Annotated in this window: 11 protein-coding genes; 8 read left to right on the forward strand and 3 right to left on the reverse strand. The window is 72.5% G+C overall.

Translation table 11 applies throughout. From position 1 onward, the window contains the following. Positions 1–267 precede the first annotated feature (267 nt). The 6 genes from L0P92_RS32110 to L0P92_RS32135 all read left to right on the forward strand — a co-directional run bounded on the left by L0P92_RS32110 (position 268) and on the right by L0P92_RS32135 (position 9,626). Positions 268–1,152, forward strand: a complete 885-nt coding sequence (locus tag L0P92_RS32110) for a MurR/RpiR family transcriptional regulator (protein ID WP_234766572.1) — start codon at positions 268–270, stop codon at positions 1,150–1,152. 107 nt (positions 1,153–1,259) lie between these two features. Further along, positions 1,260–5,501, forward strand: coding sequence for a glycoside hydrolase family 38 N-terminal domain-containing protein (locus L0P92_RS32115; RefSeq protein WP_234766573.1), 4,242 nt, complete (start codon positions 1,260–1,262; stop codon positions 5,499–5,501). Continuing rightward, a complete protein-coding gene (locus L0P92_RS32120; RefSeq protein ID WP_234766574.1) occupies positions 5,498–6,193 on the forward strand; it encodes a peptidyl-prolyl cis-trans isomerase in 696 nt (231 codons plus the stop codon). The genes L0P92_RS32115 and L0P92_RS32120 overlap by 4 nt, the downstream gene beginning before the upstream one ends. Before the next feature lie 153 nt (positions 6,194–6,346). Next, the gene (locus L0P92_RS32125; RefSeq protein ID WP_234766575.1) at positions 6,347–7,717 is read left to right on the forward strand and encodes an extracellular solute-binding protein; all 1,371 of its coding nucleotides are present in this window, start codon (positions 6,347–6,349) and stop codon (positions 7,715–7,717) included. Positions 7,718–7,719: 2 nt separating this feature from the next. Further along, the gene (locus tag L0P92_RS32130; RefSeq protein ID WP_234766576.1) at positions 7,720–8,751 is read left to right on the forward strand and encodes a carbohydrate ABC transporter permease; all 1,032 of its coding nucleotides are present in this window, start codon (positions 7,720–7,722) and stop codon (positions 8,749–8,751) included. After that, complete coding sequence (locus L0P92_RS32135) at positions 8,748–9,626, forward strand: carbohydrate ABC transporter permease (RefSeq protein WP_234766577.1); 879 nt, start codon at positions 8,748–8,750, stop codon at positions 9,624–9,626. Before L0P92_RS32130 ends, L0P92_RS32135 begins: the two co-directional genes overlap by 4 nt. On the opposite strand, the gene L0P92_RS32140 is transcribed toward L0P92_RS32135, so the two are convergent. Both L0P92_RS32140 and L0P92_RS32145 read right to left on the reverse strand, forming a co-directional pair. Then, positions 9,590–11,860: a glycoside hydrolase family 3 N-terminal domain-containing protein gene (locus tag L0P92_RS32140; RefSeq protein WP_372497363.1), complete on the reverse strand. Its 2,271-nt coding sequence runs from the start codon at positions 11,858–11,860 to the stop codon at positions 9,590–9,592. The two genes, L0P92_RS32135 and L0P92_RS32140, sit on opposite strands and share 37 nt — an antisense overlap. Positions 11,861–11,922: 62 nt before the next feature. Next, the gene (locus L0P92_RS32145) at positions 11,923–12,933 is read right to left on the reverse strand and encodes an N-acetylglucosamine kinase (RefSeq protein ID WP_372497364.1); all 1,011 of its coding nucleotides are present in this window, start codon (positions 12,931–12,933) and stop codon (positions 11,923–11,925) included. 58 nt (positions 12,934–12,991) lie between these two features. Between L0P92_RS32145 and L0P92_RS32150 the strand changes: the two genes are divergently transcribed. Next, entirely contained in the window at positions 12,992–14,239 is a 1,248-nt protein-coding gene (locus tag L0P92_RS32150) for a glycoside hydrolase 5 family protein (RefSeq protein WP_234766579.1), read from the forward strand. Between the two features lie 4 nt (positions 14,240–14,243). Here the strand turns inward: L0P92_RS32150 and L0P92_RS32155 are convergent, their stop codons facing one another. Continuing rightward, positions 14,244–15,740, reverse strand: a complete 1,497-nt coding sequence (locus L0P92_RS32155; protein ID WP_234766580.1) for a glycoside hydrolase family 3 N-terminal domain-containing protein — start codon at positions 15,738–15,740, stop codon at positions 14,244–14,246. Between the two features lie 169 nt (positions 15,741–15,909). Between L0P92_RS32155 and L0P92_RS32160 the strand changes: the two genes are divergently transcribed. Then, positions 15,910–16,093: hypothetical protein (locus tag L0P92_RS32160; protein WP_234766581.1), on the forward strand; the 184-nt coding region annotated here is incomplete at its 3' end.

Raw genomic sequence — 16,093 nt, forward strand, 5'->3', positions numbered from 1 at the left:
CGCGGGCCACGTCTTCGCGGGCGGACCCGGTCAGGCGGTCGAGGACGGCCATGCTCTCGCGGACGAAGCGCCGGGCGCTCACAGACTCGTCGGACACGCCTTCACTCCCCACTGGTGGATTGAACCACCCTGCACTACTCCATCGATGAATCAATAAATCACACGCCGGGCGGCGGGGGCAATGAGCCCGCGGTCTCGGCCCTCGACCGCCCATCTCGGTCCTGGTATTCAAGTAGCCACACAAACGGTGGCTGATACCTTCTCTCCATGCCCCCGACGGACGTCACCACACTGATCCGCACCGAACTTCCCCGGCTGGCCGGATCCCTGCGCAAGGTAGGCGAGCTGATCCTGGAGGATCCGGCCGCCGTCACCCACTGCTCGGCCGCCGAACTGGGCCGCCGCACCGGCACCTCCCAGGCGACGGTGACCCGGTTCTGCCGGGCCATCGGGCTCGACTCCTACCAGCATCTGCTCATCGAACTGGCCCAGGAGCGCGGCCGCGGCGAGGTCTCCGACTGGGGCAGCGCCGAGATCGGCCCCGACATCTCGCCGGACGACAGCCTGGAGCGGGTCGTCCAGGTCGTCGGCAGCGCGGACCTGCGCGCGATCCAGCAGACCATCGAGCGGATCGACCTCGACGCCCTGGAGCGCGCGGCCCAGGCCCTGGCCCGCGCCCGCCGTATCGACGTGTACGGCGTCGGCGGCAGCGGCGCGGTGGCCCAGGAGACGGAGACGCGGCTGTTCCGCATCGGCTGCCAGGTCCGCGGCTGGACCGAGGTGCACGGCGCGGCCACCTCCGCCGCCCTGCTCACCCCGGCCGACGTGGCCATCGGCATCTCACACTCGGGTGCCACGCGCGAGACCCTCGAACCGTTCGAGATGGCCAAGGAGCGCGGCGCCACCACCATCGCCATCACCACCGACCCACGCTCACCGCTGGCCAAGGCCGCCGACATCCGGCTGATCTCGGCCACCTCCGAGACCAGCTTCCGCACCGGCAGCATCGGCGGCCGGCACTCCGTGCTGATGATCGTCGACTGTCTCTACGTCCGGGTCGGCCAGGTCTCCTACCAGCGCGCCAGCGCCTCGCTCGCCCTGACGGACCACATCACGCCGCGGCACGCGGTGAAGAACCGCCGGGCTCGCTGAACCGGCACGGGATGTATGGATCAACCACCTGATCGACAGGAAGGTGGTTGTTTGAATCATCCCGTTGCGCCAGGATGGGGCTCCCCACGAGCACTCGTAGGAGCCCCATGCGCGTCATCTCTGTCGAGTCGACCGAGCTCTTCGTCGGTACCGAGGACCATCCGCTGCAGGTGGTGGCCGTGGAGATCGGCGAGGCCCCCGGCCGTACGGTCCGCCTCACCGTCGAGGGCCCGGGTGTCCACGGCACCGCCGAGGCGACCGCGGAGGACGACGGCACGGTACGCGCCGAGATACCGGTGACGACCGACCTGGCCCCCGGCGACCGTACCCACATCAGGGTCACGGCCGAGGACACCGGTGACCCGGCCGCCAGGGCGGAGCAGTCCGCCGCGTTCACGGCCGCCGAGCCCGGCTGGACCATGTTCATGGTCAGCCACTTCCACTACGACCCCGTCTGGTGGAACACCCAGGCCGCCTACACCGAGACCTGGGACGTCGCCGACGACCCGGCCGGCACCGGACTGCCCGCCCGCACCCTCGACTCGCGCGGCCAGTCCGGGATGAGCCTCGTCCGCGCCCACTGCGATCTGGCCCGGCGCGACCCGGCGTACACCTTCGTGCTCGCGGAGGTCGACTACCTCAAGCCCTACTGGGACGCCTTCCCGGAGGAGCGCGCCTTCCTGCGGCAGCTGATCCGCACCGGCCGCGTCGAGATCATGGGCGGCACCTACAACGAGCCGAACACCAACCTCACCGGCGCCGAGGCGACCGTACGCAACGCCCTGTACGGCGACGGGTTCCAGCGCGGGATCATGGGCGCGAAGCCGGAGACGGCCTGGCAGCTGGACGCGTTCGGGCACGATCCGCAGTTCCCCGGGCTGATGGCGGACGCCGGGGTCAGCTCCAGCTCCTGGGCGCGCGGGCCGTTCCACCAGTGGGGGCCGACCCTCTCCGTGTTCGGCGAGGAGCCGCGCGATCCGAACCGGATGCAGTTCCCGGCGGAGTTCAGCTGGATCGCCCCCTCCGGGCGCGGGCTGCTCACCGCGTACATGGTCAACCACTACGGCGCCGGCTGGGCGATCGACAACGCCCCGACCCTCCCCGAGGCGGAGGCGGCCGCGCTCAAGCTCTTCAAGGGGCTGAAGCAGGTCGCGCTCACCCGTAACGTCCTGCTCCCGGTCGGCGGTGACTACGCGCCGCCGTGCCGCTGGGTGATGGGCATCCACCGGGACTGGAACACCCGTTACGTCTGGCCGCGCTTCATCAGCGGCGTCCCGAGGGACTTCTTCGCCGCCGTACGCGCGCAGCTGGAGGCGGAGGGCCGCAAGGCCTCCCCGCAGACGCGGGACATGAACCCGGTCTACACCGGCAAGGACGTCTCCTACATCGACACCAAGCAGGCCCAGCGGTACGGCGAGACGCTGCTCGCCGACGCGGAGGCCTGGGCGACGCTCGCCTCGCTGGTCGCCGGGCACCCCTACCCGGACGCGGCGCTCGACAAGGCCTGGCGGCAGCTGATCTACGGCGCCCACCACGACGCCATCACCGGCTCGGAGTCCGACCAGGTCTACATCGACCTGGTCACCGGCTGGCGGGAGCTGTACGACCTCGCCGAGGCCGTGCACGCGGACGCGACCGACGCGCTGGCCGGCAGGGTCGCCCAACTCCCGGGCGGCACACCGGACCTGGTGGTCTTCAACGCGGCGACCTGGGAGCGCCGGGACGTGCTGGCCGTGGCGGACCCCGGTCTCGTCCCGCTGGACGACACCGGTCTGCCCCTGCCCGCCGTACGGGAGGACGGCGAACTCCGGGTCGTCGTCCCGGAGGTGCCCGGCATGGGCCTCAAGGCGCTCCCGCTCGCCGAAGGGACGGTCCCCGAGTGGACGCCGGGCGAGGGCACGTCGATCCGCAACGAGTTCTACGAGGTGACGGTCGATCCCGCGCGCGGCGGCGCCGTCAGCGGCCTGCGGGCCCTGACGGAGGCCGGCCGGGAACTCCTGCGCCCCGGCGACATCGGCAACGAGCTGGTCGTGCAGGAGGAGTACCCGCGCCACCCGCGCTTCGGCGAGGGCCCCTGGCACCTCACGCCGACCGGCACGACCGCCGCCCGCAGCCGGGACGTCACGGCGGACGTCGACGTCGAGCACTCCCCCGCCGGCTCCCGGATCACCGTCCGCGCCGACCTGGGCCTCTTCCGCTACACCCAGCGCCTGACCCTCTGGAAGGGCGTCGACCGCCTCGACCTCACGACGACCGTCGACGGCTACGACGGCGCCGACCGCCTGATCCGGGTCCGCTGGCCCTCCGACGTGCGCGGCGGGCTGCCGGTGCACGAGGTGGCGGACGCGGTGATCGGACGCGGGTTCGGGTTCGTGGACGTGGACAGCGAGGAGTTCCCGTGGACGCTGGACAACCCGGCCAACACCTGGTTCGGGCTCGGCTCCACCGCCCGGGTCGCGGTCGAGGACGGCTCCGGCCGGCCGCTCGGCGAACGGTCCATCGGTGTCGCCGAGTTGGTGTACACCTCCTGGGACGAGGCCGGTGAGCTGGGCACGGCGCTCGCGGCGGCCCTGGTGCGCGTGGGCGTGACGGCGACCTCGACGATCGCCGGGGGCCCGCGCTACGGCGATCTGGAGGTCGACTCCAACCTGCCGGACATCCGGATCGCGGTGGGCGCTCCCGAGCGCAACTCGCTGGTCGCCGAGGCCCTCGGCTGGGACCCGGCGGCCGGCCGGGAGCTGCGCCGCCAGCTCGCCGAACGCTCGGTGGCCGCCGTATGGGTCGCGCCGCGCGCCTCGCTGCGGGAGGAGTGGGTGCCCGGCGCCGACCTGCGCGACCTGGAGCGGCTGCCGCTGCTCGTGGTGGCGGGCGCCCGACCCGAGGACGACGCCAAGGCGGTCGACGCGCTGATCGCCGACCTGGAGGACGCCGTCCTGAGGGCCACGGCGGCGGGCGGCGGCGAGGCGCTGCCGCCCGGGGACGCCTGGGACGGCCGCAGCTTCGCGGTCCTGAACCGTGGCACACCCGGCTGTGTGGTGACCTCCTCCGGCGACCTCTACATGTCGCTGATGCGCTCCTGCACGGGCTGGCCGTCCGGCATCTGGGTGGACCCGCCCCGCCGCACGGCACCCGACGGCTCCGCCTTCCAGCTCCAGCGCTGGTCCCACACCTTCGAGTACGCCGTCGTCGCGGGCGCGGGCGACTGGCGCGAGCTGCGGCTTCCGCAGGCGGGCCACGCCTTCAACCACCCGCTGACGGCACGGCTGCGGCGCACGGCGGCCGAGGACGCCGTACTGCCGAGGAGGACCGCGTTGCTGGGCCTGGAGCCGCCCGGGGAGGTGCTGCTCGACGCGCTCAAACCGGCGGGGTCGCCGCTGGCCCGGGGAAGCGCGGCGCCGGCGGGCCCCGGGAGCGGGGTCGTCATCCGGATGCACGAGGTGAACGGCCGGCCCGTGCGGGCGCGAGTGCGCGGGCCGCGGGAATGGCGGGACGGTGCGCGGGCGGACGTACTGGAAAGGCGGGGAGAGCCGCTGACACTCCTCGCCCAGGGCGCACTCGACGTCGACCTGACCGGCTTCGAAGTGGCGTCCGTCCTCGCCACGACGGACACGTCGACGGCACCCGGCCAGGGCATCGCCGCCCACGAGCCCGCCCAGCCCGTCCCCACCCGCTACTGGCTGCACAACTCCGGCCCGGCCCCGCGCGGCAACATGCCGGTCGCGGTGTACGTCTCCCCGACCACCCTCACCGTCTCCGACGGCCCGGTCACGGCGACGGTCCGGGTCTCCTCGGAGCTGACCGACGCACCGGTCTCGGGCACGGTGAGCCTGCACGTCCCACCCGGCTGGTCCGTCGAGCCGCCCGAACTTCCGTACGCGCTCGCCCCCGGCGGGTTCACGCTCACCGAGGCCACGGTCACCCCACCATCCGCCGCCGAGCCGGGCCGCCACTGGCTCGCCGCCCGGCTGTCGTACGGCGGTCAGACGTACGAGGACGTGGTGGCCCTGGATGTGCCGGACGGCCACAGAGGGCCAACGCTCTTGACTGAGCTGGGAGTCGAGCGAGTCACCGTACGGCCCGGCGAACGGGCCCGCGTCCCCGTGACCCTGCGCAACACCACCCGGGGCCCGATCAACGGCACCCTGTGGGCGGTCTCCTCATGGGGAACCTGGGCGGGAGTGACGCCAGGCACCCAGGGCTTCACGGTGGCCGGAGGCGAACAGGCGGAGTGCGTGATCGAGGTGCACGCCGACGCGGTGCCCCCGGGTTCGTACTGGCTGATGGCGAAGGCCGGCTGGCACGGGTGCGTCGCTTACACGGAGGCGGTCGTGCTGGAGGTGACGGAATGAGGGAGCATGCGGCCTCGGTGCACGGCCACCCAATCCCCAAGGCCCGCGTGGACGCCTTCCTCGAAGCAGTCCCGGCCCGCGACCCCGAGACCCGCCCCGAGTCCCTCGCCAGAGCCGAACGCCAACGCCGCCGCTGGGCAACCCAGGTGCTGGTGATCGACGAACTGGCCCAACAGGCATGCAAAGCACGCGGTTTGGCAACGCTGCTAAGGGGCGCGGGGCTGTATCGACTTGCGGCTCCGCCGCGGGGCGCGACCAGCCACAACGGCGCCGCACCCGCCGAACAACCCCTCACCACCCCACCCGCGGAGCGCACCGTAGCCGACCTCGGCAGCATCATCGCCGTCGCCCTCGCCCACTCCCCCGCCGCCCGCACCCTGCTCACCCACCTGGAATCCGAGCAGCACATCCCCGAGACGGCGATAAGGGACTACTACGACCGCAACCGGGACCGCTACCTGACCCCGAGCGCCCTCAGCCGCGGCGTAGACCCCTACGACCCAGCGACCACACCCGCCGACTTCCTGCCCTACGAACGCACGCGCCCCGGCATAGAGCGCGAGCTACGCGAGGCGGCAGCCCGCTGGGCGTTCTTCGCCTGGCTGGACCAAGCCCGCACCGGCGTCGAGTACGCCCCGGGCCACGAGCACCCGGGCGACCCGTCCCACCCGGACCACGAACACCGCCACTGAACGGAACGTAAAAGCAACCCGGCAACCCATTGACCTCCGATGAATTCTGGTCCACCTTTTCATCAATCAGAGTCCAAGTTGGTGATTTGAACCAGCAGCTAGCCAGCTGACACCAGCGAACCAGCCGGCCCGGCCGGCCGCAGGAGGGCACCCATGCGCGCAAGCAGACTTCCCGGATCCCTGGCATGTTTCCTCGCCCTGGCACTCGCGGCCGCCGGCTGCGGCCTCTCCGGCGGCTCCGACGACGGCGAGGCCACGGCCGGCGGCTGCAAGGTCGACAAGGCGAACGTCGGATCCGGCGCGCTCACGGGGGACGTCAAGGGCGACATCACCTTCCAGACGACCAACCTGAAGAAAGACTTCGGTGACTACTTCAACGGCGTCATCGCCGCCTTCGAGAAGGAGCACCCGGGCACCGAGGTGAAGTGGATCGACGACCCGGGAGACGCCACCTTCACCCAGCGCCTGGTCGCCGACGCGCAGGGCTGCACGCTGCCGGACGTGGTGAACATCAACGTCAACACGGCCATCGCGCTCACCAAGAACGGCTATCTGATCGACCTGGACAAGAAGGCGCCGGACGCGGGCGAGCCGTTCGTCCCGGCGCTGTGGAAGTCGAGCCTCTACGCGGACGCCTCCGGCACCAAGGTGCACAGCGTGCTGCCCTGGTACTCCGGCGGCATCGTGCAGACCTACAACACCGAGCTGATGAAGAAGGCGGGTCTGGACCCGGCCAAACCTCCGACGACCGTCCTCGGGCTGTTCGCCGACGCGGAGAAGGTGGCCAAGGCCTCCGGCGGCAAGTACCACGCCTTCCTCGCCAACCCGCACCTGCGCATCCCGGCCGACTGGCAGCAGATGGGCATCAAGGTCTTCTCCGCCGACGGCAAGTCCTTCACCTTCGCCGACGACCCGAGGACCGTGCAGTGGGTCGAGGCGATGACCAAGCTCTACAAGGCCGGCGGGATGCCCCGGGACTCCCTGTCCTCCACCCAGGACCCGGCCAACGTCTACGGCCAGGGCAAGCTGGTCTACGGCCCCACCAACCCCAACTTCCTGCGGTTCATCCAGCAGAACAACCCGACCGTCTACAAGAAGACCGGCGTCGCCCGCTTCATGCTGGACGACCTCGGCCACACCGTCGGCGCCCCGCAGTACATCGGCACCGCCTCCACCAGCAAGAACGCGGTGACCGCACTCGCCTTCGCGCGCTTCCTGACCAACGCGAAGAACCAGCTGGAGTGGGCGAAGGACCCGAACGTGGTCATCTTCCCGTCGACCACGGCCTCCCTGGACGACCCGTTCTTCCAGTCGGTCAAGGGCACCGACCCGTTCGCCGAGGCCCGCAAGATCGTCGCCAGTGACCGCAAGACCGCCACGGCCGACGAGATCGCCCTCACACCGGGCGAGCTGAACGCCATATCGGCCCAGATCCAGCTGGCCATGCAGGGCAAGAAGAGCGCCGAGGACGCTCTGAAGGACGCGCAGGCCAAGGGCAACGAGCTGATCGAGCAGGGCAGCTGACGATGGCTCAGCACACTGTGGACCAGGCGCCCGTTCCCGCTCCCCTCGGGGCGGGCGCCCCCCGCCCCGGCTCCGTACCCGAACCGCCGGGGCGCCTGCGCCGCGTCCTCCGCTCCGTCACGCCCGGCCCGACGGCGGACGCGGGGGGCGCGGCGCTCTACCGCCGCTGGTGGCTGCCCTGGCTGTGGATGCTCCCGGCGATCGTCGGCACGACGGTCTTCGGGGTGTTCCCGTTCCTCAACACGATCCTGGTGTCCTTCACCGACGCCAAGCCGCTCGGCGGCGCGTACAACCTGGTGGGCCTGGACAACTACACGCGGATGCTGGGGGATTCGGACTTCTGGCTGGCGACCCGCAACAGCGTCCTGTACGCGCTGATCGTCGTCCCGCTGATGGTCCTGCTGCCGCTGCTGCTGGCGGTCCTGGTGGAGAAGAACCTCCCGGGGATCGGCTTCTTCCGCTCCGCCTTCTACACCCCGGTCCTCGCCTCGTCCGTGGTCGTCGGCCTGAGCTGGCAGTGGCTGCTGAGCGACCAGGGCCTGGTCAACACCTGGCTGGAGAAGGCGCACCTCATCCGCGGCGCCATCCCCTTCCTGTCCGACTCGTGGCTGATCCTGCTCTCCGCGATGGGCCTGACGCTGTGGAAGGGCCTCGGCTGGTACATGATCTTCTATCTGGCCGCGCTCGGAAACGTGCCCCGCGAGCTCCACGAGGCGGCGGCCGTGGACGGCGCCGGTGCGGTACGCCGCTTCTGGCACGTCACCGTGCCGGGTGTACGCACCTCGATGATGCTGGTCGGCACCCTCACCGGCATCGGCTCGCTGCGCGTCTTCACCGAGATCTACATGCTCGGCGGTGCCACCGGCGGGCCCGGCGGCGCCGACCGCACGCTCCCCTTCTACATCCGGGACGTCGGCCTCGACCCGCTCACCGGCAACGCCGGCTACGGCGCGGCGGTCAGCGTCGCCCTGTTCGCGCTCACCCTGGGCCTGACGCTGCTCGCGCAGCGCCTGACGAAGGAGGACGAGGCATGACCACGGCGGTGGAGAAGCGCAGGCGCCTGACGCCGCGCTGGCGGGACTACGGCCGCCCTCGTGAACTCGTCGTCCGTTACCTGCTGTTGGTCTTCGTGCTGTTCATCACGGTCGGCCCGTTGCTGTGGCAGGTGCTGTCGTCCCTGAAGGGCGCGGGCGAGGACGTCTTCGGGGCGGGCGCCTCCCTGATTCCGCACCACCCGACGCTGCGGGCCTACCGCGAGGTCTTCGCCCAGGTCCCGGTGTGGACGTACATCAGGAACAGCCTGTTCGTCGCGGTCATCTCGATCACCAGTCAGCTGGTCTTCTCCACCATGGCCGGCTACATGCTCTCCAAGCCCGCCTGGAAGGGCCGGGGACTGGTGTGGGTGCTGCTGATGGCGTCCATGATGTTCCCCTTCGAGTCGATCATGGTGTCGCTGTTCCTGAGCGTCCGCGACATGGGCCTGGTCGACAACCTGGTCGGCGTCTGGCTGCCCGGCTTCGTCGCCGCGATCAACGTCCTCATCATGCGGGCCGCGTTCCTCGCCGTGCCGCGCGAGATCGAGGACGCGGCGATGCTGGACGGCGCGGGCGAGTGGAAGCGGTTCCGCCATCTGTACCTGCCCTCCGCGTACGGCGCGATCCTGGTCGTCACCATCAACACCTTCATCAGCGCCTGGGACGACTTCCTCTGGCCGCTGATCGTGCTGCGCTCCGAGGAGCACTTCACGCTGACGCTGGGTCTGGCCCGGCTGCAGACGTCGTCGTTCGGCTACGACCAGCGGATGGTCATGGCCGGGTCCGTGATCTCCGTGATCCCGGTGCTGGTGCTGTTCGTGATCACCCAGCGGTGGTTCTACAAGGGGGTCTCGTCGGGGGCCGTGAAGCTCTGAGTCGGTACGGCGCCCAGGGCCGCCCGCGCTGATTCAGCGACCCGGAACTCGACCACCGTGCCCCGGCCGGGCAGGTCGGCGCCGAGCGGGAACGCCACCGTGCGGGTCTCGCCCGGCGCCAGGTCGACCGCCCGGAAGCCGCACAGCTCCAGCGTGCGCGGCCACACGGGGGTGCGCAGCCGCCGCAGGTACAGCTGGGCGACGGAACGGCCCCGGCGCCGGCCGGTGTTGGTGATGTCGGCCTCGACGGTGTGCCCGGACAGCCGCGGCGGGCCGTAGGCGAAGCTCGTGTACGAGAGCCCGTGCCCGAAGGAGTACAGCGGCTCGGCGTCCTCGTCCACATAGCCGCCGTACTCGGTGTCCTTGTGGTTGTAGTAGACGGGGAGCTGGGCCGCGGAGCGCGGCACCGAGACCGGCAGCCGGCCTGCCGGTTCGGCGAGCCCGAGCAGCACCTCGGCGAGCGCGTCGCCGCCCCACGGGCCCGGGTACCAGGCGGTGAGCAGGGCAGCGGCCCCGGTGGCGGGGACGACGTGCGGCCGGCCCTGGACCAGTACGACCACGCTCGGCGTTCCGGTCGCGACGACGGCCTCCAGCAGCGCGTTCTGGGCCCTGCCGAGCCCGAGTCCGGCCAGGTCGACGCCCTCGCCGCAGGTCATCTCGGAGACGACCCTCCGCGCGGCCCCGTTGGCGTCGAACTCCGTGTCGGGCGTACGCGCGCTGCTGCCGCCCAGCACCAGCACGGCCAGGTCGGAGGCGGCGGCCGCCGCGACCGCCTCGGGGATGCCGGAGAGGTCGTCGCCGGTGAGGGCGCAGCCGACGGCGTGGCGTATCTCGAGGCCGGGCGGGGCGAGCCGCCGTAGCCCGTCGAGCACGCTCGCTCCCGTGCCGGGGCGTTGCGGTGCGGTGTAGTCGCCCAACTGGTGTGCGGGGGTGGCGGATTGGGGGCCGAGGACGGCGATCCGGGAGACGGACGCCGACAGGGGCAGGGCCCCGCCGTCGTTGTGGAGGAGAGTCACCGCGGCACGGGCGACGGCGGTGCTCAGCTCCCGGCCGTGGTCGGGGAAGGAAGCGGTCGCGCCCTGGCGGTCGAACAGTCCCAGCCGGAACTTGAGTCGCAGCACCCGGGCGACCGCGGTGTCGAGGACCTCCTCGGCGACCAGACCCAGCTCGACCGCCTCCTCCAGGTGCGTGAAGCCCTCGTCCCAGAGGCTCAGATCGACACCGGCGTCGAGCGCGAGGGCGCCCGCGGACACCTTGTCGCCGGTGATCCTGGCCAGCCTGTCCACCGCGAGGCCGTCGGCCATCACCAGGCCCTCGAACCCCCAGCGTTCCCTGAGGAGTTCGGTGAGCAGCGCCCGGTTCCCGCAGCAGGGCATTCCGTCCACCTCGTTGTACGCGGCCATGACGGCGGCGGCCCCGGCGCGCACGCCCGCGCGGGCGGCCGGGAGGTGGATCTCGTGCAACTCCCGCGGGCCCAGTTCGGACTCGGCGGAGTTGCGGCCGCCGACGGTGGCGCCCTGTCCGGCGAAGTGCTTGAGGACGACCGGGGCCTTGTCGGCGGCGAAGTACTCGGCGGGCTCGCCCTGCATGCCGCGTACGACGGCCTCCGTGAACCGGGCGGCGAGGTAGGGGTCCTCCCCGAAGCACTCCTCGGTGCGGCCCCAGCGGGGGTCGCAGGCGATGTCGAGCGCCGAGACGAGGGCCACGTGGCCGCCGCGGGCCCGCAGTTCGGCGGCGGCGTGGGCGGCGGCGCGTTCGTACAGCCCGGGGTCCCAGGTGGCACCGACGGCCAGGTTGGCCGGCAGGACCGTGCCGTCCAGCGCCATGTGCCCGTGCGGGACCTCCTCGACGAACAGCGCGGGAATCCCGAGCCGGCTGCGCTCGACGACATGCCGCTGCACCAGCTCGGCGAGCGCCGCGCCGTCCTCGGCGCCGGGCCCGTCGCCGTGGTCGACGCCGGACCAGGCGTCGGCGCGCTGGAGGCCGTAGAGGGCGCCGAGCCCCTCGAAGCGGTCGGTCTCCGCGTACAGGGCGTCGGTGAGTTCGAAGCCGCCGTCGGGGGTGCGCCGGTAGGCGTCCCAGCCGTACATCCGCTGGTTGAGCTGACCGGCCTTCTCGCGCAGGGTCATCCGGGAGAGGAGGTCGCGGACGCGGGTGTCGACGGGGGCGGTGGAATCGAGGTAGCGGGGGCGGTCGGCCCGGAGGGGCGCGGCCGCGTGGTCCGGAGTCGGCATGCGGCCGGTCCCCTTTCGTGCGAACGGTTGGTGCGGTGGCGGGTCGTGGCGCCGGTTCTGCCTCAGATGGCGAGGCGTGCGAGGGCCACCGCTCCGCGGGAGCCGTCCGGCACCCGGTCGAGGGTGAGTCCGAGGTGCTGGAGCCGGGCGGTGAGGGGGCCGGTGAGCGGGCTTCCGGGTCCGAGCAGCCCTCCGGTCGCGACGATCCGCTCGCCGGAGCGCGGTTCGAGGGCGCGGACGGTCTCGGTGAGGTGGCCGGCGGCCGTCGCGAGGATGTCCTCGGCGACGGCGTCGTGGTGCCGTTCGGCGGCTTCGGCGACGAGCGGGGCGAGCCGGGCCAGTTGGACCGGTGGCCGGTCCATCACGGCGGGGAGCAGGTGCATGCGGTAGGCCTCGCGCCGGGCCCGGGTCCAGGAGCCCTCGGCGCTCGGCAGTACGTCCTGCGGCACCTCCAGTGCCCTCCCCACCGACGCGGCCAGTTCCGTCGCCCCGCCCCGTCCGTCCGCCATGCGCAGCGCCACCCTCACCGCCTCGCGTCCGATCCAGAAGCCGCTGCCGTCGTCGCCGAGGAGCCAGCCGTCGCCGCCCGCGGTCGCGGTGCACGCGCGTGCGGTGATGCGTGCCGCGACGGCGCCGGTCCCGGCCACCAGGGCCAGTCCGTCGGCGGGATGGCCGGGCGCGGAGGCGAAGGCGGCCTCGATGTCGCTGTGGATCTCGACCGAGGCGGGGTGCATGCCCAGCCGGCTCAGCGCGACGGTGAGGGCGGCGTGCGCCTTGACCCGGCCGGGCTCGTCCGGAGCGGTCCGCGAGGCGCCCGCGAACCCGCCCGCCACCGCGACGACCCGGCCGCGCAGCGCCTGCGGCACGGCCTGCGCGAGGGCCTCGGCGAGATGTTCGGTGAGCTGGGCGCCGGGCACGGTCAGGGCGTTGCCGGGCCCGGAGACGCCCTCGCCCTCGGGATCGCCGCCGGGTGCCGGCGCGAGGACGGCACGCGTACGGGTGCCACCGGCGTCGAGGCCGACGACGTACGCCGGTGCCCGTCCGGCCGAGGTTTGGTTCAAATCACTATTCATCGTCGGCCATGGTGGTTGATACATTCGCGCCAGACAAGAGAGACGGCACCCGAGCCCCGTGCGGGGCCGGCCCGAGGAGGATCCCATCCACGCACTCCGCTTCGGCGTCAACTACACGCCCCGCCACGGCTGGTTCCACTCCTGGCACGACTTCGACCCGTCCCGCGCCCGCGAGGACCTGGAGCGGATCGCCGGTCTCGGACTCGACCACGTCCGCGTCTTCCACCTCTGGCCGCTGCTCCAGCCCAACCGCACCCTCGTCCGCACCGCCGCGGTCGACCAGCTGGCGCACCTCGTCGACCTGGCCGGCGAGGCCGGTCTGGACGTCATGGTGGACGGTGTCCAGGGCCATCTGTCGAGCTTCGACTTCTACCCGGAGTGGACCCGCAGCTGGCACCACCGCAACGTCTTCACGGACCCGGAGGCCGTCGAGGCCCAGGCCACGCTCCTGCGCACCCTCGGCCGCGCGCTCGCCGGCCGCCCGAACCTCATCGGCCTGCAGCTCGGCAACGAGCTCAACAACCTGGTCGAGCACAACCCGGTGACGGCCGACGAGGTCGACCACTACCTCGACACCCTCCTGGCGGCCGCCCGCGACGGACTCGGCGCCGACGGCGGTCTGGTCACGCACTCCGCCTACGACGCCGCCTGGTACGGCGACGACCACCCCTTCACCCCCGAGGCCTCGGCCCGCAAGGGCGATCTGACGACCGTCCACCCCTGGGTGTTCTCCGGCGACTGCGCCCGCCGCTACGGCCCCCGCTCCCCGCAGGTCCGGCACCTCGCCGAGTACGGCACCGAGCTGGCCAAGGCGTACGCCACCGACCCCGCCCGCCTCGTCTGGGTCCAGGAGACCGGCGCCCCCGCACCCCACATCCCGGCCGCCGACGCCCCCGACTTCGCGCGCGCCACCGTACGCAACGCGGCCGGGTGCGCGGGGCTGTGGGGCGTGACCTGGTGGTGTTCGCACGACGTGGACCGGTCGCTGTCCGACTTCCCGGAACTGGAGTACACCCTGGGCCTGTTCGACTCGACGGGCCGCGCGAAGCCGATCGCCGAGGCCCTCGCCGAGACCGTCACCGACCTGCGCGAGGCCCCGGACCCGGCTCGCCCCCGCGACACCGCCCTGCTCCTGGACTGCACGCCGAGCACCCGTTCGGTGTCCGGTCCGGGCGGCGCGTACTTCGAGTCCTGGATGCGGATGCGCGCGGAGGGCGGCCGCCCGGCGGTCGTCCTGGCCGCGCGGGCGGAGGACGCGGAGTATCTGGCGGCCAGGGGGATCAAGGAGGTCGTACGGCCGTCCTGAGCCGTCAGCTGCCGGTGACGCCCGCCAACACCTCGGCCACCGCCCGCAGGTTGACGCGCCCCCGCCCGTACGAGCACAGCGCGCCGCCCTCCGGCAGTCCCGTGTCCACCCGTACCGCGTCCGGCCGCCGCGCCAGCAGGGCGTCCCGCAGGCGGGTCTGCCAGGGGTGCAGTCCGGCGTCGCAGGTGGCCACGACCAGCGCGGCGGACCCGCAGCGGTGCAGGATGCCGTCGACGAGTTCGGCGGGGTCGGCCGGTTCTCCGGTGACCGCCGTGCCGGTGGACGTGGGGTCGACGGCGCGTATCTCGGTCAGCAGGTCCTCGCCGCCCCAGTTGAGCGCGGGGTGCGGCGGCGGGAACAGGTCGACGACATGGGCGCCGCGCACGGCGGGCGGCACGCCCCGGCTCCGTACCGCCCGGCGGGCGGCCTCCGGTCCGGCGCCCGGGTCCCAGTCGGCGACGTCGAGCACAGGGGTCGCGTACCGCTCGGCGAGCCGCCGCACCCGCCCCGCGGCCTCCTCGACCCGCTCCTGCGCGAGCACTCCGGTGCGCAGGGCGTCGAGGACGGCGTCCCGGCAGCCCAGGGTGACGTTCAGGTCCGCCACGGCGACGATCACCTGGTCCGCGCCGGCGGCCAGTGCGATGCGCGCGCCGGCCGCCTCGCCGTACCGGTCGGCGATGGCCTTCATCTCCAGGGCGTCGCTGACGAGGACGCCGTCGAAGCCGAGGTCGTGGCGGAGCAGATCGCCGAGGACGCGGCGGCTGAGCGTGGCGGGGCGGTTGGGGTCCAGGGCCGCGAAGACGACATGGGCGCTCATCAGCATCGGCACCCCGGCGTCGATCGCCGCGCGGAACGGTTCGAGGTCGGCGCGGAGTTCGTCGTACGGCCGGGGGTCCACGGCGATGCCGTGGTGGCTGTCGGTGACGGTGCCGCCGTGGCCGGGGAAGTGCTTGGCGCAGGAGGCTATGCCGCGGGCCTCGGTGGCGGTGATCCAGGCGCGCAGATGGCGGGCGGCGAGTTCGGGGTCGGCGCCGAAGGAGCGGGTGCGCACGATCGGGTTGTCCGGCCGGTGCTGGAGGTCGGCCACGGGGGCGTAGGAGGCGGTGATGCCGAGGCCGGCCAGGTGTCCGGCGAGCGCGTCGGCGCAGCGGGCGGTGAGGTTCGCATCGTCGACGACGCCGAGGGCGTGGGAGCCGGGGACGTCGGGGGCGCCGGCGGCGACCAGGTGGCCGATGCCGCCGCCCTCGTTGTCGATGGCGACGACGAGGTCCGGGCGTATCGCGCGCAGTTCGTCGGTGAGCCGGCGCACCTGCTGTGCGTCGCGGATGTTGCGGGTGAAGAGGATGACCCCGCCGAGGCCGCGGTCGATGAGCTCCTTGAGCGGATCCGGCACGCTCGTGGCGCCGTCGAATCCGGCGACGAGACAGCGGTGGGCGGCTTCGTCCAGGTCGGCGGGGAGTGCGGTGGTCGACCCGAGGGGGACATGCTCGACAGGGCTCACCTCCGCAATGCTCTGGCTCGATCAGCCGAAAGTCAACCTTCAGGTGGCTGACTCATTCATCAGCTTCCCGGGTCCTCGGAATCCCGGATCCCCTCGCTTCCGGGCGTGTCGTCGCAGAAGAGGCGGGCCGCCGTGCCGCGGACGAGGATCTCGCAGTGCAGGAGGGCGGGTGACTCGCCTCCGGACGGGCGACCTCACGGTCCTCGAAGCCCGGCAGAAGATCCGTTCCCCGCTCACCGCACAGGCGAGGAGGCGCCCGAACGCCGCGCGCTGGACGCTTGACGAGCCGAATGCCGACGCGGTCACCGGCCGGGAGTTCGGGCGCCTCCTCGCCGGTGCGGTGAGCGGGGAAC

Origin of the sequence: Streptomyces muensis, assembly GCF_021474425.1 — a bacterium.
In the GTDB taxonomy this organism is placed as follows: Bacteria; Actinomycetota; Actinomycetes; order Streptomycetales; family Streptomycetaceae; genus Streptomyces; species Streptomyces muensis.